This is a genomic window from Saccharothrix isguenensis (assembly GCF_052936305.1).
The window spans coordinates 3,352,898-3,376,249 of the sequence record NZ_CP193626.1; the positions used below are offsets into that span (position 1 = coordinate 3,352,898).

The window sequence follows — 23,352 nt, forward strand, 5'->3', positions numbered from 1 at the left end:
CGCGCGGGTGTCGTTCGTGCGCGGCAGGTCGTGCGCCGGTCGTCGATGCGCGGCGCTGGAAGCCTGCGCGACCCGAGCCGGCCCGACGCGAGCTAGCCCGACGCGCGATCCGCCCACGACGACAACGCGTGCAGGCGCCACCGCTGTTCGCCGTCGTCGCGGAACTCCCCGGAGGCGCGCATCCCGATGCGCCGCGCGACCGCCTCGCTGGCCGGGTGCTCGGGCGCGATGTGGGCGTGCACGGCCCTCGCCCCGCGTCCGACCAGCCAACCGACCACCCCCGCGGCCGACTCCGTGGCGTAGCCGAACCCCTGGAACGGCACTCCGACGACCCACGCCACCTCCGCGACCAGGCCGTTCACGCCGATCGTCGTGGTCGCCTGCACGGTGCCGACCGCGACCTCGTCCTCACTCCGCCGCACGACCCAGTTCAGCCGGCCTTCACTCCCGTCATCGGACGACGGCCGTTCCCACCGCAGGTACCGCGCCGCCAGTTCGGCGACGCTCGGCGGCGCACCGCCGATGATCGAGTACAGCGCCGGATCACCCAGCACGGCCGCCATCTCCTCGGCGTGCCCGACCCGCACCGGTGTCACCCGCAACCGCGCCGTGCGGATCACCGCATCCTCCGGCCAACGGCCCCGCAGCACGATCGCGCCGCCCGTGTTCGGCCGCTCGTCCCCTTGCGCGGTGGATGGTGTGCTCACTGGCGATCTCCCTGGACGTCACCGCGACCGTGGCCCGGCAGCCGGGAAGACCCAAGCCACCACGCCTAACTCTCCTGCACGGGCACCCCGGGAGGAAGCTGTTTTCGCCACGCGTGTTCGGCCGCCCGTCGGGCGGCCACGTGTTCTGAGCGTTGAACCCGGGGGTCCTGGACGGAGGACTCACGTGACGCGGACGTCGGACTCACGCGGTGTTCGGGACTGACGGTGTTCATGAACGACAGGTAGGGTTGCCACACGTTGCCACCGCACGTGGCATGGTGTGCCGGGAAGCCTGGTCGGCGTCTGGTCTCGACGACGCCTGGAGCCGCCCGTGCACCCGAACACCACACGCCTGTTCAGCCGCGGATCGTGGCCCGAGGCCAAGCGGATCGGCGACGTCCTCCGGCTGGAGACCGTCGGCGGGGTCCTCATGCTCGCTCTGGCGGTGATCGGCCTGGCCTGGGCGAACTCGCCCTGGGCCGGGGCCTACACGGCGTTGGGCGCGGTGGAGTTCGGGCCGGAGTCCCTGCACCTGAGGCTGAGCCTGGTGGAGTGGGCGTCCGACGGCCTGCTGGCCGTGTTCTTCTTCGTCGCCGGGCTCGAGCTGAAGCGCGAGTTCGTCGCCGGCGACCTGCGGGACGTGCGGCGGGCCGCGGTGCCGGTCGCGGCGGCGATCAGCGGAGTCGTCGTCCCCGCGTTGATCTACGTGCTGATCAACGCGACGAACCCGGACGCGCTCAACGGCTGGGCCATCCCGACCGCCACGGACATCGCGTTCGCGCTCGCCGTGCTGGCGGTGATCGGCCGCTGCCTGCCGGCGGCGTTGCGCACGTTCCTGCTCACCCTCGCCGTGGTGGACGACCTGATCGCGATCCTGCTGATCGCCCTCTTCTACACCGACGACCTGTCCCCGGTGCCGTTGGCGCTGGTCCTGGTGCCGCTGGGGCTCTTCGCCGTGCTGGTGCAGCGACGAGTGCGGTCGTGGTGGGTGTTGCTGCCCCTGGCCGCGCTGGCGTGGGGGCTGATGCACGCGTCCGGGGTGCACGCCACCGTCGCCGGGGTGCTGCTCGCGTTCGCCGTGCCGGTCGTCCGGCGCACAGGCGAAGGCCCCGGCCTGGCCGAGCACTTCGAGCACCGGTGGCGTCCGCTGTCCGCCGGGTTCGCCGTGCCGGTGTTCGCCTTCTTCGCCGCCGGTGTCTCCTTCGGCGGTGTGTCCGGCCTGCTCTCCTCCGCCACGGAGGGCGTCACGCTGGGCATCGTGCTGGCACTGCTGCTGGGCAAGACCATCGGCATCACCGGGGGCACCTGGCTGGTGGCCCGGTTCACCAGAGCCGATCTCAACAAGGAACTGGCTTGGGTGGACGTGCTCGGCATCGCCGTCCTCGGTGGCATCGGGTTCACCGTGTCGCTCCTGGTCAGTGAGCTGTCCTTCGAGCCGGGCTCGGCCGAGTACGACCACGCCAAGGTCGGGGTGCTGCTCGGATCGCTGCTGTCGGTGCTGGTGGCCACGGTCATCCTGCGAGCCCGCAACCGGGTGTACCGGCTCATCCACGAGGAGGAGACGCGCGACGACGACCAGGACGGCATCCCGGACGTCCACCAGCGCGACCCGGCGTGACCGGGGGTCAGCCGCCGAGCTGCAGCCGGCGCTTCAGCAGTCGGCTCACCGGCGGCAGCGCGGCCGTGCGCAGCGGCAGGTCGCGCAGCCACAGCCGGAACGGGTCGGCCGGCGCGTAGATCCCCTTCACCCGACGGCCCAGCTTCTGCTTGCGGCGCACCTCCGGCCGCAGGCCGCCCTCCCACGCGGCGAGCACGGCGGGCACGTCGTCCGACTCCTCCAGGGCGGCGCCGAGCAGGTCGGCGCCGCCCAGCGCGAGGGACGAGCCGTACCCGGCGAACAGCGTCACGCACCACGCCGCGTCACCGAGCAGGACGACCCGACCGCTGCTCCACCGGTCCATCACCACCTGGCTGAGTGTGTCGTAGTAGACCGAGTCGGCGGTCCGCAGCCGGCGGAGGAGGTCCGGCGCGAGCCACCCCATGTCCGCGAACACCTCCGGCAGCCGCGCCTGGGGACCGGCCGCGAGGTCGCGGGCGACGTCGTCGGTGCGGAACCCGAAGAACGCGGCGGACCGGTCACCACCGAGGCTGATCGCGGCCAGCGTGCGGCCCTGGGAGGTGAGGCTGGCGGTGGCGCCGGGGGCGAGGCCGTCCGGCCGCCCGTCCACCATGAACACCCCGACCACGTGGTCCAGGTCGAGCAGGTGGTCCCGTTCCGGGCCGAACACCAGCGACCTGGTGCGGGAGTGCAGCCCGTCGGCGCCGACCAGCAGGTCGGCGACCTCGCTCGAACCGTCGCTCAGCCCCACTTCGACGCGGTCCGCGTGCTGCTCGACGGACGTGACGGTGGTGCCGAACCGGATGTCGGCGTCCCCTTCGACGGCCCGGTACAGCACGTCCTCGATGTCACCGCGCAGCAGGTTGAGCGACCGCCGACCGACCAGGGCGCGCACGGTGGCGCCCGGCACGGTGAACCGGGTGGTCCCGTCCGGCCGCACGTAGACCATGTCGTCAGGGGTGATGTGGCGCTGCTCCAGCTCGCCCAGCACGCCCATCCGCTCGGCGGCGTCGTAGCCCAGCCCGGCGAACGTCACCGCGTAGCCACCGGAGCGGCGGCTCGGCGCCCGCTCGACCACGACCGGCTGCCAGCCCGCCTGGCGCAGCCGCAACGCCGCGCCCAGGCCCGCGATACCGGCGCCGACGATCACTGCCCGCTTCGTCATGTCGTTGATCCCCTCGGTGTGGTGAGACCCGCGGCGACGATGTCGACCAGCAGATCGATGATCGTGGGGTGCAGGGCCGGGTCGCCGAGCTGGTCGGCGAACATCGGCACCAGGAGGACCGTCCGCAGCACGCCGATGACGACGGCCGGGTCCACGTCGACCAGCTCGCCCGCGCGCTGCCGCTCGGCCACGAACTCCGACAGCGCGGCGACGGGGTTGTCCTCCGCCAGCGCGGTGACCCTGGCCGGGTCGAGCTTCGCGGCGACGGCGCGCATCTCCTCGGGGTGGCTCATCAGCCTGCGCCACAGCGGGCTGGTGGTCAGCTCGTGCAACGTGGCGCGCAGGAACCGGCGCAGGCTGTCCCTCGTGTCCGCGCCGGCCGACAGCGCTTCGTCCACGACCCGCCGCTTGACGCCGGCCGTCTGCCGGAGCATCAGCTCCAGGTAGAGCGCTTCCTTGGACTCGAAGAAGACGTAGAAGCTGCTCTTCGCGACCCCGGTGGGCGCCATCAGCTCGTCCAGCGTGGTCTTGCGCAGGCCGACCGTGGTGAACAGCCGGTAGCCGGTCTCCAGCAGCAGCTCCGTGATCCGGGCTTTCTCCCCGGCCGAGAACGCGGGTGGCGTCGCTCTCCCCCTTGGCTCCGCGACGCCACCTCGGCGCCTCTGCGACCATAAAAACAGATTCGTCATTTGTTTTCAAGCGGACCGGCGTCACACCCGTCCGTCCTGCGACGGGCTGCCGTCAGACGAGGTCGGCGAAGAGCTCCACCTGGTTGGTGCGACCGGCCACGATGAGGATGTCGCCCCGTTGCACGACGGTGTCGGCGGTGGCGTAGGTGAAGTCGTGGCCGGGGCGTTTGATCGCGACCACCGTGATGCCGTGCAGGCTGCGCAGCCTGCTCCGGCCCAGCGGCACGCCGACGGACTGCTCCGGCGCGACGGTCTTGACCATCGCGTAGTCGTCCTCGAACTCGATGTAGTCCAGCATCCGGCCGGTGACCAGGTGGGCGACGCGCTCGCCCATGTCGTGCTCGGGCAGCACGACGTGGTGCGCGCCGATCCGTTCCAGGATCCGGCCGTGCTGACGGCTGGTCGCCTTGGCCCAGATGGTGGGGATGGCGAAGTCGGCCAGCAGCGCCGTGGTCAGGATGCTGGCCTCCAGTTCGCTGCCGATGGCCACCACGGCCCGCTGGAAGTCGGGCACGCCGAGTTGGCGCAGGGCTGTCTCGTCGGTGGTGTCGGCCACGGCGACGTGCGTGAGGTCGTCCGCGTAGCGCTGCACGATCGCGGGCCGTGAGTCGATGCCCATGACCTGCGTGCCGTGCGCGGCCAGTTCCCGGGCCAAAGACCCGCCGAAACGGCCCAGGCCGATGACCACGACGCGGGCGGGACGGGGTGCGGTGCGGTCAGCCAACGATCGGTCGCTCCTCTGGTAGTTCGTAGCGGCGCGCCCGCTCGCGCAGGGCGAGCGCGGCGGCCAGGGTGATCGGGCCGAGCCGGCCGAGGAACATCAGGACCACCAGCACCAGCTGCCCGCCGGCCGGGATGGACGCGGTGATGCCGGTCGACAGGCCGACGGTGCCGAACGCGGAGATGGCCTCGAACAGCACCGCGTCCAGTGGGAACCCGGTGATCAGCAGCAGCGCGAACGTCGAAGCGGCCACCGCGCCGACGCCGAGCAGCGCCACCGTGAGGGCCTGGCGCTGGACTTCGGCGGACAGCCGCCGTCCGAGCACGTGCACGCTCGGCTCACCGCGGATCTCGGCGGCGATGACGAACGCCAACAACGCGAACGTGGTCACCTTGATGCCGCCCGCGGTGCCCGCGCTGCCGCCGCCGACGAACATCAGGAAGTCGGTGACGAGCAACGACGCCGGTGACATCTGGCCCACGTCGACCGAGTTGAACCCGGCGGTGCGGGGGTTGACCCCGTGGAACGCCCCGACCAGCAGCTTGCCCGGCACGCCCAAGGGCCCGAGGGTGGCCGGGTTGGTCCACTCGATGGCGGTGACGGCGACGATGCCGAACACGGTCAGCGCGGCGTAGGTGCCCAGCGTGATGCGGGCGTGCAACGTCCAGCGGCCCAGCCGACCGCGCAGCCGGCGGCCGAGCTCGAACAGCACCGGGAACCCCAGCCCGCCGACGGTGATCGCCACCATCATCGGCACGGTGATCCAGGGGTCGGTCGCGTACCGCACCATGCTGTCGGCGTAGAGGGCGAAGCCCGCGTTGTTGAACGCCGAGACGCCGTGGAACACGCCCTCGTACAGCGCGCGGCCCCACGGCATGTCGTAACCGGCGGCGAACCGCGTGGTCAGCACGACCGCGACCACCGCCTCGACCGCCAGGCTGACCGCGATGACCCGCAGCACGACCCCGCGCACCTCGCCCAGACCGAGGGACTTGGTCTCGGCCTGCGCGGTCAGCTGCAGCCGCAGCCCCATCCGGCGGGCGACCAGCAGCCCGAGCAGCGAGGCCAGCGTCATGATCCCCAGTCCGCCGGCCTGGATCAGGACGAGCACCACGACTTCACCGAACGTCGACCAGTGCGTGGCGGTGTCCACCACGACCAGCCCGGTCACGCACACCGCCGAGGTGGAGGTGAACAGCGCCGCCACGACGCCCGCCGACGCGCCGTCCTCGGTCGCGATCGGCAGCACCAGCAGCAGCGTGCCGACCAGCACCGCACCGCCGAAACCGAGCACGACCAGCCGAGCCGGACTGCCGATCCCCGCGGTCACCCGAGGACGCGTTGCCCTCACGCTCACTCTCCCGGACGATCAGGATCCCGACCGCCGAACCCTAAACCGGCACCGCGACCCGGGCAGTCCGTCCGCCGGGATCTTTACGGCGATCGCATGCCCCGCAGGTAGCCGACGGCGGCCCAGGGGCGGCGGCCGGACGCGAACACCTTGCCGGTCACGACGGCCCGCGCGAGGCGGGTGCGGCGGAAGATCGTGAGCATCATCGCGGTCGGGTCGAACCGGACCGTCGCGTCGACCTTCCCGCCGTCGGGCGGGTCGATGGAGAGCCGCCCGTCGTCCCTCGTCAGGACGACGGGGGTGGTGTGCTTCGAGCGGAACCCGATGACGACGCGGCCGGGCGCGCCACCGCGACCGGGCGGGCCTCCGGTCAGCAGCCGGCCCGAGTCGCCGCCGAGCAGCTGCATCAGGAACACGTCGAACGACAAGGCGGCGTACCGGGTGGGGATGGGCCAGGGGACGTCCAGCGCGCGGGCGATGTCCAGGCCGTGGATCATGGTCTCGTTCAGCTGGTGGGCCACGAGCGTCGCCGCGGGCAGGCGGGCGCTGCCGAGCCACGGGCGCAGTTCGTGCGGGTCCACGTCGTCCGCGCGGGCCAGCAGGAGGTCCACCTGGTCGCGGTGGCGGTTCGCCGACGCCTCCGTCGAGTGGTCCGGGTAGTGGTCGAGGGCCGTGTCGTTGAGCCGGCCGAAGTCGGCGAAGCTGCTCTCACCGGCGAGCCGGTCCAGCTCGGGGTAACCCAGCGGGGACGGGTCGTCGGCGATCAGGGCCGCGTTGAGGCGGGCGACGATGGCGGTGTGGGCGGCGGTCTCGGCGACCGACCAGTTCCCGACCGCGCGCAGGTCGGGAGTCCGGCAGTCCCGGAGCAGCCGGTCGAACCGGTGGCTCACGTCGGCGAGCGCGTCACGCAGTTCCCGCCACCGCTGATCGGTGAGTGCCAACTCCACCAGTCGCCCCCTGACGCCGCGGGGCCCACGACGAAGCCCACGGGGACGAACATAGCGACGTCGTCAGGCGGGGGCTTCCGCCAAACTGCTCTCGATCGGCCACTTCGGCGGCGCCACCGCTTCGTGCCTCGACCACGAGCGGAGCCGGCAGTGCCGTCCCCTCAACGGCGTCGTGACCGCGCCGGTTCCGAGAGCACCCGGCGGCACCACCGCGCCGCGGACCGCTGGTAGCGCCCGGCCGCCTGCCACGCGAGGACACCCGCCGCCAGGCTCGCCACCACGACGAGCAGGCGCGGCAGGTGGTCGAGCAGGGGCGGGTACACGGCGTAGTGGATCAGGTAGATGTGGAGCGACGCGCCTGCCAGGAGCGTCACGAGCGCCACCACCGCCTTGGGCAGCCGCACGCGCGCCACCCCGAGGAGCAGCACCAGCCCCACCCACACGACCGCTTCCCGCGCCGGGTCGTCGAGCGTGTCGGGGATCAGCAGGAACGCCAGGACCAGGACGACCGCTTTCTGCCACCGCGTCCCGGCTCGCTGCACGAGCCACCCGAGCACGAAGAACCACGCCGCGCCCAACGTGGTCATGTTGCGTTCGGCGAAGGAACTGGAGTCGTCGAACCCGATCCGCAGCAGCAGCGAAGCGCCCAGGAACACCAGCGCGGTGAGGAAACCGTGCGCGCGTTCGGCCCGCCGCACGAACGGCACCGCGAACAGCACCGCGAACGCCACCAGCGCGTGCACGACCACTTCCACGAACCAGTAGCCGACCGCTCCCGTGCCGACGAAGTTGTTCACCAGCAGGACGTTCACGACCGTCACGTCGTCCGTGACCGCCGCCCGGTACCCGAGCCACAGCGCCGCCGGAGCCGCGATCAGCGCCGCGCTGCGCACCATCCGGCTCGACAGCGGCAGCACGAACCGCGCGAAGTTCCACCCCGCGATGACCAGCAGCAGGTGCGCCCCGCCGGTGATGTCGAAGAACTCGATGTGCGACCCGACGACCAGCACGATCGCGATCGCCCGCAGCACGATGTTCATCTCGACCGACGGCATCCGCGAGGACACCGGAGCCCGTCCGCCCTCCAGCTCCGCCACCGGCGTGGTGTGCCAGTCCGCCGGCAGCGGGCCGAGCACCCGTTCCAGCGCGACCGACGCCTGAACGTAGCTCAGCGAATCACCGCCGAGGTCCACGAACGTCGCGTGGTCCGGCACGTCCGACACCCCGAGCACCGAGGCGAACACCGTCCGGACCGAGCCGCCTTCAAGAGCCGGAACGCGCCCCAGCCGGGCCACCGCCGCGTAGTCGACCTTCCCGTTCGGCAGCCGGGGGACCTCGCCGACACGGACCACGCGCACGCTCGCGCCGGGCAGCCCGCAGCGGTCCCGGACCAGCCGGTCCACCCGCCGGACCCCGCCCCGCACCGCGACCACGAGCCCGTCGTCGGTCCCCGCGCACGCCGACTCGACGCCCTCCTCGGCCAGCACCCGCTCGACCCGGTCCAAGTCGATCCGCAACCCGAAAAGCTTGACGAACCGGTTCTTGCGGCCGATCACCTCGTACAGGCCTTCGGGCGTGCGCCGGGCGAGGTCGCCGGTCCGCAGCTCACCCGTCGTGCGGCCGAGCGCGAGGTCCGCGGGGCGGTGGGCGTACCCGAGCATCACGTTCGGACCGCGGTACACCAGCTCGCCGTCCGCCGCGATGTCGAACTCCCCGCCGGGGATGGGCACGCCGATCGCGGACGGGTGGGCGCACGCCAGTTCCGGCGGCAGGTAGGCCATCCGGGCCGTCGCCTCGGTCTGCCCGTACATGACGAACAGCCGCCAGCCGCGGTCCGCGCCGAGCCGGGCGAACCGGCGGACCGACTCCGGCGCGAGCCGCCCGCCGGCCTGGGTCACGTACCGCAGGCTCGGCAGGTCCATCTGCTCGAACCCGACCCGGTCGAGCAGGTCGAACGTGTGCGGCACGCCGTGCAGGCCGGTCACGCCGTGCTCCCGCACGACCGCCCAGAACTCCGGGTCGACCACCGACCGGTCGGTCAGCACGAGCCCCGCGCCGCGCAGCAGGTTGCTGTTCACGACCGACAGCCCGTAGCAGTAGTGCACCGGCAACGACGTGATCGAGCGGTCCGTGGCGCGGAGGTCCAGGTACTCCGCGATGGCCTCGGCGTTCGCCGCCAGGTTGTCCGACGACAGCCGCACCAGCTTGGGGGAGCCGGTCGAGCCGGAGGTGGACAGCAGCAGCGCGAGGTCCGGGTGGAGCTCGTGCGCGGTGCCGGTCCGGTGCTCGGTCCACCGGCCGTCGACCACCACGTCCGGGTCGTAGGCGGACGTCAGCACGTCCACCTGCGTGGGGGCGGTGAGCAGCACGGGGTGCCCGCCGCGCAACGCGGCCAGGTAGGCGACGAGCGAGTCGACGTCGTTGCGCACGGCCAGCAGCACCAGCCGGCGCACCGCGCCCAGCCGGTCGGCGGCGGCGGCCACCCGGTCGTCCAGTTCCCGGTAGCTGATCGCCGTGCCGTCCGGCGCGACGAGGGCGACGCGGTCACCGTGCGCGGCGAGCCCCGCCGCGAACCCGAGGTCGGCGGTCGCGGTCACGACGTGCCGCCGGCGAAGAACAGCGCCGACCCGGACACCTGCACCGCCGTGACGTCCCCCGGTCGCACCGGCGGGGCACCCTGGACCCGTGACCGCACGCGCGTGCCGTCGCCCAGCCGCAGCAGCACGGTCGCGTCGTGCCCGTGGAACAGGACGTCGTCCACAGTGGCCGCGACACCGTCCGCGCCGACGTGCAGCTGCTCGGGCCGCACCAGGACCGTGCCGTTGCCCGCCGCGGTGTCCAGGACCGCGAGTCGGCCCAGCGGGGTGTCGGCCACGCCGTTGCGCGCCGAGCCGTCGAACGTGACCGCCTCGCCCACGAACAACGCCACCCCGAGATCGGTCGGCGACGTGTAGATCTGTTGCGGCGCACCGAGTTGCGCCACCACGCCGTCGCGCATCACCGCGACCAGGTCGGCCACGCCGAGCGCTTCCTGCTGGTCGTGCGTGACGAGCAACGCGGTCGCACCGAACGCGTGCAGCGCCGTCCGCACATCGGCGCGCAGCTCGTCGCGCAGGCTCGCGTCCAGCGACGAGAACGGCTCGTCCATCAGCACCACACCCGGCCGAGGCGCCAGCGCCCGTGCCAGCGCCACCCGCTGCTGCTGCCCGCCGGACAGCTGCGCGGGCATCCGGCGCCCGTACCCGGACAGCCCGACCAGCTCCAGCAGCTCCTCGACCCGGCCGTCCCGGCGCTGTGCCCGGGTCAACCCGAAGCCGACGTTGCCCGCCACGGTCAGGTGCGGGAACAGCGCGCCTTCCTGTGGCACGATGCCGATGCCCCGCCGCTCCGGCGGCACGTGGGTGGACCGGTCGGCCAGCACCCGGTCGCCGAGCCTGACCTCACCGGACCGCACCGGGTGGAACCCGGCCAGCACCCGCAGCAAGGTCGTCTTGCCGCAGCCGGACGGCCCGAGCACGGCCAGCAGGCGGCCTTCGGGGACGGCGAGGTCCAGGCCGCGCAGCACCGGTTCGGGCCCGTAACCCACGACGAGACCGCTGACGCGCAAGTCGCTCATCGCACACCTCCACGAAGGAACCGGTCCAGCACCACGGCCGGTATCGCCGCCACCACCAGCAGCACCGCGGCGTACGGGGCCGCGGCGGCGTACGCGGCGACCTCCGTCTTGGTCCACAGCTCGGTCGCCAGCGTGTCGACGCCGGTCGGCCGCAGCAGCAGGGTCGCGGGCAGCTCCTTGGCGCAGGTCAGGAAGACCAGCGCGGCGCCCGCGAGGATGCCCGGCGCGGCCAGCGGCACGGTCACCCGCAACCGCGTCTCGGTCCGGCTCTTGCCCAGCGACCGCGACACGTCTTCGAGCACCGGCGGTGCGTGCGCGACGGCGGTCCGCACCGCGCCCACCGCGAGCGGCAGGAACAGCACCGCGTACGCGAACGCCAGCATCGGCGTCGTCTGGTAGAGACCGGGCGCGAACCGGATGCCGAAGAACACCAGCGCCAGCCCGATCGTGATGCCCGGCAACGCGTGACCGGCGAACCCCGCCAGCTCCACACCCCGGACCAGCGCGCCGCGATGACGTGCCGCGAGCACGCCGACCGGCAGTGCCAGCACGATGGTCAGCGCCGCGCCCAGCGCCGACACCGCCACCGTGTTCGCGGTGGTGGACAGCAGGTCGTCGCCCATGGTGGACCGGCCCGCGGCGAGCCACCAGCCGAGGCTGAACACCGGCACGCCCAGCGACACCAAGAGCAGCGCGGCGGTGCCCAGGAACGCCGGGACGCGGGCCCTGCCCAGCGGCACCGTGACGGCGGGACGCGGACCCCGGGTCGTGGCGGCGGCTCCCCGCGCCCGCCGTTCACCGACGGTCAGGGCGATCGCGAGCGCCACGAGGACACAGCCCAGGATCGCGGCGGGCGTGCGGTCGAAGGTGGCCCGGTAGCTCGTGTAGATGCCGAGCGTGAACGCCTCGTACCGCATCAGCGACACGGCGCCGAAATCGCTCAACGCGTACAGCGCCACCAGCAGCCCGCCCGCCGTCGCCGCCGGCCGGACCTGGCGCAGCGTCACGGAGAAGAACGTCTGCGCGCTCGTCCGGCCCAGGGACCGCGCGACCTCCTCCACCGCCGGGTCGGCCGTGCGGAGGGCGGCGGCCACCGGCAGCAGCACGTACGGGAACGACACCAGCGTGAGCACCAGGAACGCGCCCGCGAACCCGGTCAGTCCGGGCACCAGCGCCACCCACGTGAACCCGGCCACGTACGACGGCACGGCCAGCGGCAGCACCAGCAGCACACCGGCGGCGCGCCGTCCGACCATGTCGCTGCGCACCACCAGCCACGCGCCCAGCACGCCGATCACGACGCAGGCCACCGTCACGGCGCCCGCCAGCGCCAGGCTCCGCACGGCGAGGTCGAGGGTGCGGGCACGCCACAGCACCCGCCCCACCTCGCCCACCCCGCGGTCGAAGGAGCGGACCGCCAGGTAGGCGAGGGGTGTCAGGGCGACCCCGGCCACGACCAGGGCGAGTGCGGTGTTCGTCGGTGCGGCCCGCAGCGGACCCCTCAGGACAGCCCTGCTTCCTGCAGCAGGGTCAGCGTCTGCTGGAGGGAGGACAGCTTCGACAGGTCGATGTCCGGGCCGTTCAGCTCGGTCAGCGCCGGCAGCCGGTGCTTGGCCGACTTCACCGTCGGGTTGGCCGGGTACTCGGCGGTCTCGTCCGCGAAGTACCGCTGCGCCTCCTCGGACAGCAGGAACCGGACGGCCTTCACCGCGGCCTCGTTCCGGTCCGTGCCGGCGACCACGCCCGCACCCGCCACGTTCACCAGGCTGAGCGGGTCGCCGCCGCCCGCGTAGTGGAGCTTCACCTTGACCGCGTCGGCGCCGTTCTCGGCGACCTTGGCGTACCAGTAGTAGTGGTTGATCAGACCCGCCGGCAGCTGACCGTCGTTCACCGCGTTCATGATGGCGATGTTGTTGTCGTAGCGCTTCGGGTCGTTGGCGGCGAAGTCGCTCAGCCACCGCTTGGCGAAGTCCTCGCCCTTGACCACGCGCACCGACGTGACGAACGCCTGCCAGGAGGCGTTGGTGGGGGCGTAGCCCATCCGACCCTTCCACTTCGGGTCGACCACGTCCTCCAGCGTCTTCGGCAGCTCCGCTTCGGTGACGACCCGCGGGTCGTAGGCCACCACGCGGGCACGGGCCGAGGTCGCGACCCACTTGCCGTCGTCCGCCCGGTACTCCTCGGGCACCAGGCCGAGCACGTCGGCGGGCAGCTCGGCGAGCCGGCCCTGCTCGGCGACCGCGCCCAGCGCGCCCGCGTCCTGCGAGAAGAACACGTCGGCCTGCGTGGCGTCGCCCTCCTCCAGCAGCTGGGCCGCCATCTCGCCGCTGCTGCCGTAGCGCACCTCGACCTTGACGCCGGTGGCCTGCTCCAGTTGGTCGAGCACACCGCCGACCAGCTCCTTGTTGCGACCGGAGTAGATCACCAGGGCGTCACTGCCGCCGGCGCTGCCGCACGCGACTACCGGGACGGTCAACAACGCCATGATCAACGCGACGGCGCGTGCGCGACGGCTCACTGCGGGTCCTCCTCGTACTCCACCCTGGCGGCCCAGGCGTGGGACAAGGTAAAGCTAACCTAAATTTCACACAACCCCGTGAGGGCAATGCCCGGTGCGACACCGGACACACCACTCGTCCGGCGTGGTCACGCGGCGGTGGCCCGACGAGGCGAAATCGTGCTGGTCGGCCGGGGTCGGGGCGCGGGCCGACCGGCTCCGCGCCCCGGCCTGATCACGCCGCGTACGTGGCGTCCTGAGCCGTGCGCACCACCTTCCGCGCGTCGTCGGCGGTGAGCAGGCCGGCCGACACCCACGCGTCGGCGGTGGCCCTGACGTGCTGGATCAGGTGGCCCTTGCCCCGGAACGGCGCGGCGGCCCACACCTCGTCCAGGAACGTGGTCCCGTCGGCCCGGCTCGGGTTCGCCACCCCGGCGTCCCGGCCGCCGAACGCGACGCGCGGCTCACGGCGGTGGAAGTAGACGTGCGTCGGGTCCTCCGTGCCCTCGAAGAACGGCGCGAACTCGACGCCGTCGAGCACGTGGTGCAGCGGCTCGCCGGCCACCGGCGTGAGGTGGGCAGCAGGTCGCCGGACAGCCCGGCGTTGCGGTACAGGCCGAACTCCAGGAACGTCCGGCGGGGGTCCCGCGCGACCAGTAGGCCGCTCGCAGATCGGCCGCGGCAAGGGCGAGCCGGCGACGTGTCCGGCAGCGTCGACTCAGGGGCAGAACCGGTTGAGCAGGCGTGGCCGATAGAGTCCGGCACCACCGGAGACCTGGAGTGACACGTTGAGCGACGACGAGCTGCGCCAAGCGGCGGAAACCGAGCTGCGCCACCGGATCCTGCCGTTCTGGCTCGGTTTGGCGGACCGCGAGCACGGGGGCATCCACGGTCACGTCGACGCGGACCTGGAGATCGACCGGACGGCGGACAAGGGCGCGGTGATGGCGTGCCGGTTCCTGTGGACCTTCTCGGCCGCCTACCGGAACTTCGGTGACCGGTCCTACCTCGCCGCCGCCCAGGACATGTACCGGTTCATCACCGGTCGGCTCGTCGACCCCGAGCACGGCGGGGTGTTCTGGTCGGTCGACCACACCGGCGCCCCGGCGGACACCGACAAGCACGTCTACGCGCAGGCGTTCGCGCTCTACGCGTTGAGCGAGTACCACCGCGCCACCGGAGACCAGGGCGCGCTCGCCAGGGCGACGGAGATCCACGACCTCGTGACCGGCGTCGGGTTCGACCCGGTGACCGGGGCGTACCGCGAGCAGTTCGACCGCGCCTGGACGGCCAAGCCGAACGCCCTGCTCGGTGAGATCGACCGCGCCGACATCACGATGAACACGCACCTGCACGTCCTGGAAGCGCTGACCGCGTACCACGTGGTGGCCCCGTCGCCGGCCGTGGCGGGCCGCGTCGCCGCCCTGCTCGACACCTTCCGCGACCGCCTCTACGACCCGCGCCGCCGGTCACTGCGGGTGTTCTTGGACGCCGGGTGGCGCGAGCTGGACGACGTGATGTCGTTCGGCCACGACATTGAGGCGAGCTGGCTGATCGACGAGGCGTCCCGCGAGATCGGCGCGGACCTGCCGGAGATGGTCGTCGGGTTGGCCCGGGGCACGGCCGAGCGGGCGGTGCTCGCGGACGGCTCGGTGGCGAACGAGGCGGTGGCGGGCCGGGTCGACGCGACGCGCGTCTGGTGGGTGCAGGCGGAGGCGGTCGTGGGCTTCCTCAACGCGTACGAGCGCACCGGCGACGGGATGTTCCGCACGGTGGCGCGCGGCGCCTGGGACTACATCTCGACCAGCATGATCGACCCGAGGCCGACCGGGGAATGGCTCTACGCCAGGGACGCGGACAACGTCCCGCTCCGGAAGGAGGCGGCCGGGAGGTGGAAGTGCTGCTACCACAACGGACGCCTCTGCCTGCAGCTCGTGGAGCGCCTGACGCCCGCGACCGCCGACCGAACGTGACGTCGTACGCCGTGACGGTGCCCGCGACGGCCACCGGGTAGCCGACGCGCGTGGCGAGCCCGGTCCGGTCCGCACGGACAGCCGGCTCTGCCGTTCGACGGGGGAAGCGACCTCCGCACCCCGTGCCCACCGAACGGTCGGGGGACCGGCGTGACCCGTCGCCGGGTGGCGCGAGTCCACCTGGTCGAGCGGTCAGACCCGGTACGCGGCCACGTATCGCGCCGGGTCGCGGTCGAACTCACCCTCCCAGCGGCGGACGACGTCGTCGGCGAACGTCGTCCCGCTGGCCACGACCTCCTCGACCGGGTCCAGGTAGCCGAGCACCTCCGGCCGCTCCACGCCGGCCTCGACGCGGGCGGCCAGCCCCTCTTGGGCGAGCCGGACCAGCTCACCTCCCAGCTCACGCGCCGTGACGTCGCCGACCATCGCCGAGAGCCCCTTGACCGGCAGCTCCCGCATGGTGTGCTCCAGCTCGTCGGCGGAGTAGCCGCGGAGCAGGTCCCAGGCCGCGAGCCGGGACGGCCGGTGGTAGGTCAACCCGACCCACAACGCGGGCACCGCCGGGATGTGCGGGTAGGGCGGGCCGTCCGGGCCGCGGAGTTCGAGCGTGCCGCGCACCCGCACGTCGGTCCACAGCTGCGACAGGTGGGACGTCCAGTCGGCCCACGTCGGAGGGCTCCCGTCCGGGAAGCCCTCCTCCAGCACCGCGCCGAACGGGCGGTCTCCCGCCGCGTGGCAGCCGGCGGCCGTGCGGCGGTAGATCATCGGGAGGGTCAGCGCCCACTCGACGAAGTCCTCCGCCGTCATCGCCTCCCGCAGCCCGACTCGCAGCAGGCCGCAGCGACCCGGGTCGGACTTCAGCCAGCTCTTGCGGCGGCGGGACCGCAGGCCGGTCACCTCGCCGCCCGCCAACGGCGAGTTGACGAACAGGGCCGACACCATCGGTGAGGCGGCCACCTGCACCCGGACCTTCTCCGCGAGGTCCTCGGCCGACGTGTAGTCCAGCGTGGTCTGGGTGGAGAGGGTCAGCGCCATGACCACCGGCCCCTCCGCACCCTCCTCGCCGAGGCGGTCGAAGTGCTCGCGCATGACGGCGCCGCGCGGCTTCGGCACCCACGACACGTCGCGGAGCCGGTCGAACGGCAGGTTCGCGCCGGGCACGATCGCGTGGCCGAAGCGATCGGCGATCTCGGCGATCCGCCCCATCGTGCGGCGCATGTCCGCGACAGCGGTCGTCAGGTCGGAGGTGGGCGCGGACGCGTACTCGAGCGCGCCACCGGGTTCCAGCGTGACCGCCATCCCGCTGCCGGTGGTGAACCCCGTGAGGTGCCCGTCGTCGTGCAGCGGCTCGCCGCCGAACTCGGCCGACAACGCCCCGAGCAGGTCGCGGATGCCGTTGGGCGCCGAGTAGGGGATACCCCGGCCGGTGTCCGGGTCGACCACCGCGTTCTCGATCTCCAGCCCGATCCGCTCCCGGACGTGACCTGGTCTGGTGAACAGGGACGTGAGGTCTTCCCTCCGGAGCGTTGCGGTGGAGCTCGCGCGCATGTGGTCCTCCGAACGGCCTGTCGACGGCGCTCTCCGCGTCGGATCGCGCACCTGACCCGTCGAGTGCCCCTGACCCGTCGAGTATGGGCCTCAGAGCCGTACTCGACCTGTCGGGCGTCGCCTCGTCCGGCTCACTCCGGGCGCTGCCACCGAGGGTCGTCAGGAGGCGGTGACACGAGCGGAGGAGGCGGTCGGTGGAGGTCGACGGGCGTGAGCCCGACCCACGGCTGCGACAGCGCCTCCACCGGCGCGAGGAACCCGGGGGTGGACTGCCAGTCGCCGATCCGCCGCACGACCACCACCGCGAGCGCGGCGGCGGGCACCCCGAGCAGTGCCGCCACGGTGGCCAGCACCGCTCCGTTGGTGAACGCCTCCAGGGTCTCGCCGTGGACCAGGATCCGGCCCGCGATCCGTTCGAGCACCTCGGAGGTGAGGAACAGCGCCCACCACCAGTTGACCTCCGAGTGGCTCCGGTCGAGCTCGTGCGCGGGCCGGCTCACCTGCCAGACGTCCAGCGTGTACCGGCGCGGGATCCACAGGTTGACGATGGGCAGCCAGCCCCAGATCGCCCACGACTTGCGGAACCGGTGTCCGTGCGGCCCGACGAGGTCGGCGTTCGAGCGGACCCGCCACAGCCACACGATGAACACGACGCCCGTCGCCAGGTACAGGCCGACGACCGGGATGTCGATCAACACGCTCAGGGCGAGCGTGCGGTCGATCTCGGGTTCGCTCACGCTGCCGTAGAGGTAGCCGTCCAGCATGGCGCGCACGTGCCACACCCAGCCGGCCACGAGCACGTGCGACAACGCCGTCAGCCCGACCAGCACGACGAACGCGGCGCCAAGGCCGCGCACCGAACGGAACACTTGTCCCCCCACGTGGATGGTCCCCCGACCGGCGCGGAGCGTAACCGATTCGGGGGACCACCGAGAACTGCGATCCGTGCTGGGCACGGCATGTCACCAGGACGTCACGTGCCGTCCTCCCCGGTCCAGGTAGTCCTTGAAGTGGATGGTGACGGAGTGGCCGTCCGAGGGCCAGTTGGGCACGGCCACGGTCCGTGACCGACCGTCGGTGCCGCGTGCGGTCTGGGTGACGCGGATCGTGTCGGCGGCGTCGGGCTGCGCGGGCAGGTAGGCGTCCACCGCGGTCAGGAACGGCAGCGTGGTGAACGGCGGCAGCGCGACGCCCGGCGTGGACGCGCGGTCGCAGTGGTCGTCGAACACGAACGCGGCGATGACCTGACGGGCGCGGGGCGCGACCGCCTGCTCCATGACGTTGACGCCGTTGAAGGTCAGCCGGTCGGAGTCGGCCTGGTCGGACCACCACTCGCGGTTGCGGACGACGGTGAGCGCGCTGTGTCCGGGACACCGGTCGACGTAGTCCGCGACGCCGCCCGGACGCGAGACCTGCAACCGAACGAACCGGTCGCTGCGCTCGAACGGCTCGAAGTAGAAGTGGTACGTCAGCTGCCCTTCCCGCACCAGCGCCAGTTCGTAGTGCTTGCGTCCGTTGACGGGCAGCGGGCCGAACGAGCCGTCGGCACCGGTCCGGACGCTGTGCCGGGGCCCTCCGCGCCGTGCCCCGGTCGAGGCGTCGAGCTCCCAGACCTGCAACACGCCTTCGACGCCCGCGTTCTGCGGGAAGTACGCCGCCCGGCCCTCGATCTCCACCCGCCCGGGAGGCTCGGGCACCACCTGAGTCGTCGCCGCGGGCCTGCCGCGCAGGAACCGGTACATGTGCGCGAAACCGTCCGCCGACGTGGTGGTCTCCGTGTGCCCCAACGTGGTCAGGTACACGTTCGTCGCGCCGCCGATCGAGCCGTTGGGCTGCAGGCTGCCCCACAGCGCGAGCGTCGGCACACCGCCGGGCAGCGCGGCGCTGGAACGCCCGTCGACGTTCACGTACTTCCGCACCGACGCGGCCCGTTCGGGGGAGGCCAGGTAGGTGTGCATCACCGTCGTGCCACGGGAATGCGCGATCACGTCCACCGTGGACGATCCGGTGCGCGCCCGGACCCCGGCGATGAACACTTCGAGGTCGGCGACGGCCCGGTCGTTGGTCGGGATGGTGGTGTCGTACTCGAAGGCGTGGAGGAGCGCGTCCCGGTAACCGTTGCCGGAGAACCGCTTCGCGTTGGACTGCCACTGCTGCGCCGAACCCTGCTGGCCGTGCACGAAGACCACGGGGGTGAGGTCGGCGGCTTGGGCGGGCGTCACGGTCGCCGCCACGAGCGCCACGACCAGTGCCAGGACCTTCATCGCCGACCTCCGGTGGCCACGGCGTCCGCCAGGTTGCGCCGGGCGTCGGCGTGCAGCAGGTACCCCGCGTGCACGTTGGCGACGTCGGCGGTCACCACCCGGTGCAGGTAGTCACCGCGGTTCGGGTAGAGCCGGGCCACCGTCGCCGCGTCGAACGGCACGTGCGCGCCGAACAGCCGGCAGAACGTCTCACCGGTGTTGTCACCCGTGTTCTCCGCCCTGGGCGCGGACACCTGCGACAACCGGATGCCGCCGAGGGCGAGGCCCAGCGCGTCCCGCTTCTTGGTGACGCCGTCCGCCTCGAACTCCAGCGGCGGGGCGGTCGGCGGCGGCGTGCCCCGCTCGGCCCACCGCCGCAGGTGGTCGTAGGACGCGGCGGTGACGTGGTGCATCGGGATCCGGCTGAACGGCGGTCGGTCGCACGCGTACTGCGGCGCGCCGCCGAGGTCGCGTTCGGAGATCGGCGCCCGGTAGACCTGGCCCTCGTGGCCGGAGTGCGCCGCGCCCGCCACTTCCCAGCGGCGGAACCGGTCGGTGTCGGCCGGGCGCTGCGCGGTCCGCACGTCGGTCTCCGACAGCACCTGGAAGACGGGTTCGGCGCCCGCCCGCGTCGGGGCCGAACCGACGATGAAGCCGTAGCCGTCGAAGACCGGCTGCTGCTGCGGCAGGACGCGGTCGTACAGCACCGTCATCCGGGCCGCCGACTGGGAGGCGCCGATGGCGAGCAGCGTTCTGGTGCGCAAGCCGCCCAAGGCCGTCGTGACGGCACGACCGGCCTGGGTGAAGATGTCGTAGGACAACTCGTCGGCGGTGAACCGGCCGCCACCGGTCACGTCGAGGCCGCCGTACCGGGCCGGGCTCCAGCCGCGGAGCTGGTCCACGCCGACGCGCTGCGCGGACACGCCGACCCAGGCGTAGCCGGCCCGGACGACCGACTCGGCGTTCCACAACGCGTCCAGGTCGTACCCGGCGGTGACGTTCTGCCACTCGACCAGCGCGGTCCCGTTGTAGTCCCGCGCGTGCACGGGCCGCCGCACGATGATCCGGGTCGTGTACGGCACGCCCGTGGCGACCTTGGTGCCGTCGACCGCCCAGCCGTCGGCCGTGCCTGAGACGTGGAACTCCTCCTCGACGTACCGGGAGGCGGCGAGGTCGGCGGGGGTGGAGAAGAACGGGTAGGTGTCCTCGATCCGGTCCGCGAGCCGGTCTCCCGGCACGGCGCCGGGCAGCGGCCCGACGAGCCGGGGCACCGCGCCGGACACCGGATCAGGTGAAGCGGAAGCGACGTGCGTCGGGACGAGGAGGCCGAGGACGGCCGCGACGAGACCGAGCCGCCGCCACGGGGAAAGGGACATACCGGCTCCCACAGCGATGGGGGGTGGAGGGCACCGCCGACGGTAGCCAGGGCCGGACGACCCGCACCAGGACGCGCGGTGATCGTGAGACCGCTGTCGCAGCGGGTCAGCGGTGCTGGAGGAGCACCGTCCGCGCGACCCGCTCGGCGAGGTCCGGGTCGAGCGGCGCGCCGGTGAGCAGTTCCGCGTAGAGGCTGGACTCCACGATCCGCACGTAGAGGAACGCCACCTGGTCGAGCGCCGAGGTCGACCAGGGGCCGCCGTCGACTTCCAGCAGGATCTCCTTCTGCGCCGACACCGCACGCCGGTGCACCCCGCCCGACGCGTTGAACAACACCCGCGCCGCGGTCTCCGGCTCAGCGCGCAGGAACGCGCGGAACGGCCCCGCCGCCCGCAGCTGCTCCACGAACCGCCGGGTGACCTCCAGGACGCCTTCGACGCCGCCGTTCGTGCGCTCGCTCCGGGCACGGGCGAGGACCCGGTCGGCGAGCACCCACAGCACGTCGCCGAGCAGCCCGTCGCGGCTGTGCACGACCCGGTAGAGCGTCGCCCGGCTGATGGCGAGGCTCGACGCGAGCCCGTCCATGTCGACCCCGCCGTGCCGCAGGAAGAACCGGCAGGCGCCGTGCAGCACCTGGTCCTGGCTCACCACCCGCCCGGTCGAACCCACCGTCGCCCCCGCTTCCGCCGGTCCGCCCGTCCGGCCACTCGCATCATCGCCCGGAGACCGGCCGACCGCGAGACCCGTACCGGTGCCGACTCGTGCGGCCGGCCACGTCACTTCGCGGCACCCGTGTCGACGCTGGGTCGACGGGACCCCGCCCGGGACCACCGTCCGGTGTCGGGCGGGTGGGCCTGCGGCTGATCGCGGGGGCGCGGGCCTGGTCGACGCGGTCGCGGCGATGGCGAACGTGATGGCGAACGTGATGGAGGACGTCGGCGCGATGTGGCGCGCGCCCGCGCCCGCCGGCCGGGACGACCGGCCCCGGTCGCGAGGACCGGCTACTTCATCGACGGTTCCTGGAACAGGACCGGCGGGGCGTCGCTGGGCGGACGCGTGGGCGTCTCGTGCTGGGCGACCCACTCCTCGGCCGTGGGCCCGTCGTCGACCGTGGTGTCGTCGGCGGGCGCGTTCGCGGCGGGCGCGGGCGGCTGCGCGGCGAGCTGCTGCTGGACCTGGGCGATCCACACCAGCCACATGGCCTCGTCGCGGTGGCCGCGGTACTCGGCCTTCAGACCCGCCAGCGCACCGCGGACGCGGGCGGCGATGACGGGGTTCTCACGCACGGCGGACCAGACGCCGCGCGACGCGGCGTCCCGGGCCTTCACCAGGAGGCGGACCTGGTCGGTCAACTCCGGTGCGGGCAGGCCCGCCCACGCCGCTGCGATTCTCTGTGCCTTGGTCACGGTGCCATCCTCGTCGAGCAGACGGCACGCGGTTGCCGTGACACGATGTTATCAACCTCTCGTTTTTCGAGGTCAGCAGCCGGGCAGGGCGCAGTGGGAGTGACGCTCAGACACCACTCGGGTACGTCTCCGGTTCCAGCACGCCCACTTCCCGGGTGCGCAGCGGGTGCAACGCCGTGGTCTGGTCCAACCAGACGAACGCGTCGTAGCGCTCGCCCAGCACGGTCGACACGTAGTTGCCCCACCGCTCCCGTTCGGGGTGGTAGACGACGCCGATCGCGCGGTGGGGGAGCGCCGTGGTGAGCAGGTCCGGCTGGTCCGAGCGGGGGAACGTGAACAGGGCGTCGCCGGGCGCGGTGCGGTGCAGCACGTCCTCCAACGACCCCGGCCGGGCCGGCGGCACCGCCATCACCTGCGTGCCGGCACCCCACGCCTCACCTGCGACGACCGTGCCGCGATGGGTGCCGAAGCCGACCAGCACGACCTGCTCCGGCCCGTAGCGTTCGCGGGCCAACTGACCGGTGTTGACCAGCCCGGAAAGGGACATGTCGGTGGCGCGGGCGTCGCCGACGTGCGTGTTGTGCGCCCACACGACCGCCTTCGACCCTGGCCCGTGGTGGTCGAGCAGCCGGTCCAGCGTCTCGTCCATGTGCCGGTCGCGGATGTTCCACGACGGCTGCCCGCCACCGAGGACGGCCCGGTAGTAGCGCTCGGCCCCGGCGACGACCTCGGCGTTCTGCCAGGCGCCGAACGAACCGGCGCCGTCCGCCGCCGCCTCCCGCCGCAACCGCACCAGCAGGTCGACCACCTCGTTCTCGCAGCCCCGGGGCACGAACCGGGTCGAGATCGCGTACTCCTGCGGGTCCTCGCCGTGCGGCTCGAAGCACCGGTAGGCGGCCAGCGCCGCCGGCACCTCCTCCGGGTCGTGCTCGCGCAGGTGGGTGAGGATCTCGCGCAGCGACTCCCACAGCGAGTACACGTCCAGGCCGTGGAACGCCACCCGCTCCTCTTCGGCCAGTTCGGCGTTGTGCGCGCGCAGCCACCGGGCGAACTCCACGACCTCCTCGTTCGCCCACATCCACGTCGGCCAGCGGTCGAACGCGGCCACCGCGGCGCGCGGGTCCTCGGGGGCGTCCGACCGGAGCCGCACGGAGCCGTCGACCCGCGCGCAGGCGGGCCAGTCGCCCTCCACCGCGACGAACGAGAAGCCCTTCTCGGTGATCAACCGCCGGGTGAGCAGCGCCCGCCGGCGGTAGAACTCGTGCGTCCCGTGGCTGGCCTCGCCCAGCATGACCACCCGCGCGTCGCCCACGCGGTCCAGCAGCACGTCGAAGTCGCCGGCGTCGTGCAGCGGCACGGCCATCGCCGCGACCTCGTCCCCGTAACGGCCCATTGGTCCCTCCGATGGCTGGTCGGTGTCGGCCTACCCGGCGCGCCGCCGGGGAAAACCGGTGGTCGCGCTCCCGTGGGCCGGTGGGGCAGGGAAGACTTCCG

At 72.8% G+C, this 23,352-nt stretch carries 20 protein-coding genes; 2 read left to right on the top strand and 18 right to left on the bottom strand.

Translation table 11 applies throughout. From position 1 onward, the window contains the following. Window positions 1-92: 92 nt before the first annotated feature. A complete protein-coding gene (locus ACRAKI_RS15595) occupies window positions 93-707 on the bottom strand; it encodes a GNAT family N-acetyltransferase (RefSeq protein ID WP_447007800.1) in 615 nt (204 codons plus the stop codon). Between the two features lie 331 nt (window positions 708-1,038). Between ACRAKI_RS15595 and nhaA the strand changes: the two genes are divergently transcribed. Beyond that, window positions 1,039-2,325 carry a Na+/H+ antiporter NhaA gene (nhaA, locus tag ACRAKI_RS15600; protein ID WP_447007801.1) on the top strand — a complete coding sequence of 429 codons (1,287 nt, stop codon included), beginning with the start codon at window positions 1,039-1,041 and terminating at the stop codon, window positions 2,323-2,325. Window positions 2,326-2,332: 7 nt separating this feature from the next. On the opposite strand, the gene ACRAKI_RS15605 is transcribed toward nhaA, so the two are convergent. The 10 genes from ACRAKI_RS15605 to ACRAKI_RS15650 form a co-directional block, all read right to left on the bottom strand. Then, a complete protein-coding gene (locus tag ACRAKI_RS15605; RefSeq protein ID WP_447007802.1) occupies window positions 2,333-3,490 on the bottom strand; it encodes an FAD-dependent monooxygenase in 1,158 nt (385 codons plus the stop codon). Continuing rightward, window positions 3,487-4,179: a TetR/AcrR family transcriptional regulator gene (locus tag ACRAKI_RS15610; RefSeq protein ID WP_447007803.1), complete on the bottom strand. Its 693-nt coding sequence runs from the start codon at window positions 4,177-4,179 to the stop codon at window positions 3,487-3,489. The genes ACRAKI_RS15605 and ACRAKI_RS15610 overlap by 4 nt, the downstream gene beginning before the upstream one ends. Window positions 4,180-4,231: 52 nt before the next feature. After that, entirely contained in the window at window positions 4,232-4,903 is a 672-nt protein-coding gene (locus tag ACRAKI_RS15615; protein WP_447007804.1) for a potassium channel family protein, read from the bottom strand. Then, complete coding sequence (locus ACRAKI_RS15620) at window positions 4,896-6,251, bottom strand: TrkH family potassium uptake protein (RefSeq protein ID WP_447007805.1); 1,356 nt, start codon at window positions 6,249-6,251, stop codon at window positions 4,896-4,898. Before ACRAKI_RS15620 ends, ACRAKI_RS15615 begins: the two co-directional genes overlap by 8 nt. A gap of 83 nt (window positions 6,252-6,334) precedes the next feature. Beyond that, complete coding sequence (locus tag ACRAKI_RS15625; protein ID WP_447007806.1) at window positions 6,335-7,198, bottom strand: maleylpyruvate isomerase family mycothiol-dependent enzyme; 864 nt, start codon at window positions 7,196-7,198, stop codon at window positions 6,335-6,337. Window positions 7,199-7,359: 161 nt separating this feature from the next. Continuing rightward, complete coding sequence (locus tag ACRAKI_RS15630; RefSeq protein WP_447007807.1) at window positions 7,360-9,795, bottom strand: AMP-binding protein; 2,436 nt, start codon at window positions 9,793-9,795, stop codon at window positions 7,360-7,362. Further along, window positions 9,792-10,814: an ABC transporter ATP-binding protein gene (locus tag ACRAKI_RS15635; RefSeq protein ID WP_447007808.1), complete on the bottom strand. Its 1,023-nt coding sequence runs from the start codon at window positions 10,812-10,814 to the stop codon at window positions 9,792-9,794. The genes ACRAKI_RS15630 and ACRAKI_RS15635 overlap by 4 nt, the downstream gene beginning before the upstream one ends. Continuing rightward, window positions 10,811-12,268 (bottom strand): ABC transporter permease, encoded by a 1,458-nt coding sequence (locus ACRAKI_RS15640; RefSeq protein ID WP_447007809.1) that lies wholly within the window; start codon window positions 12,266-12,268, stop codon window positions 10,811-10,813. The genes ACRAKI_RS15635 and ACRAKI_RS15640 overlap by 4 nt, the downstream gene beginning before the upstream one ends. 47 nt (window positions 12,269-12,315) lie before the next feature. Continuing rightward, entirely contained in the window at window positions 12,316-13,332 is a 1,017-nt protein-coding gene (locus ACRAKI_RS15645) for an iron ABC transporter substrate-binding protein (RefSeq protein WP_447007810.1), read from the bottom strand. Window positions 13,333-13,546: 214 nt separating this feature from the next. Continuing rightward, window positions 13,547-13,876, bottom strand: a complete 330-nt coding sequence (locus tag ACRAKI_RS15650) for a hypothetical protein (protein ID WP_447007811.1) — start codon at window positions 13,874-13,876, stop codon at window positions 13,547-13,549. 223 nt (window positions 13,877-14,099) lie between these two features. Between ACRAKI_RS15650 and ACRAKI_RS15655 the strand changes: the two genes are divergently transcribed. Continuing rightward, window positions 14,100-15,284, top strand: coding sequence for an AGE family epimerase/isomerase (locus ACRAKI_RS15655; RefSeq protein ID WP_447007812.1), 1,185 nt, complete (start codon window positions 14,100-14,102; stop codon window positions 15,282-15,284). Window positions 15,285-15,476: 192 nt separating this feature from the next. On the opposite strand, the gene ACRAKI_RS15660 is transcribed toward ACRAKI_RS15655, so the two are convergent. The 7 genes from ACRAKI_RS15660 to ACRAKI_RS15690 form a co-directional block, all read right to left on the bottom strand. Next, window positions 15,477-16,832: a glutamate-cysteine ligase family protein gene (locus ACRAKI_RS15660; protein ID WP_447007813.1), complete on the bottom strand. Its 1,356-nt coding sequence runs from the start codon at window positions 16,830-16,832 to the stop codon at window positions 15,477-15,479. Between the two features lie 131 nt (window positions 16,833-16,963). Further along, window positions 16,964-17,689 carry a DUF4328 domain-containing protein gene (locus tag ACRAKI_RS15665; RefSeq protein ID WP_447007814.1) on the bottom strand — a complete coding sequence of 242 codons (726 nt, stop codon included), beginning with the start codon at window positions 17,687-17,689 and terminating at the stop codon, window positions 16,964-16,966. Window positions 17,690-17,794: 105 nt separating this feature from the next. Continuing rightward, on the bottom strand, window positions 17,795-19,096 hold the full coding sequence (locus ACRAKI_RS15670; protein WP_447007815.1) for a hypothetical protein: 1,302 nt from the start codon (window positions 19,094-19,096) through the stop codon (window positions 17,795-17,797). Next, window positions 19,093-20,451, bottom strand: coding sequence for an alpha/beta hydrolase domain-containing protein (locus ACRAKI_RS15675; protein ID WP_447007816.1), 1,359 nt, complete (start codon window positions 20,449-20,451; stop codon window positions 19,093-19,095). The genes ACRAKI_RS15670 and ACRAKI_RS15675 overlap by 4 nt, the downstream gene beginning before the upstream one ends. A 106-nt stretch (window positions 20,452-20,557) precedes the next feature. After that, the gene (locus ACRAKI_RS15680; RefSeq protein ID WP_447007817.1) at window positions 20,558-21,121 is read right to left on the bottom strand and encodes a QsdR family transcriptional regulator; all 564 of its coding nucleotides are present in this window, start codon (window positions 21,119-21,121) and stop codon (window positions 20,558-20,560) included. 332 nt (window positions 21,122-21,453) lie between these two features. Then, window positions 21,454-21,858 (bottom strand): hypothetical protein, encoded by a 405-nt coding sequence (locus ACRAKI_RS15685; RefSeq protein WP_447007818.1) that lies wholly within the window; start codon window positions 21,856-21,858, stop codon window positions 21,454-21,456. Window positions 21,859-21,964: 106 nt separating this feature from the next. Then, on the bottom strand, window positions 21,965-23,251 hold the full coding sequence (locus ACRAKI_RS15690) for an erythromycin esterase family protein (RefSeq protein WP_447007819.1): 1,287 nt from the start codon (window positions 23,249-23,251) through the stop codon (window positions 21,965-21,967). Between the last annotated feature and the right edge of the window lie 101 nt (window positions 23,252-23,352).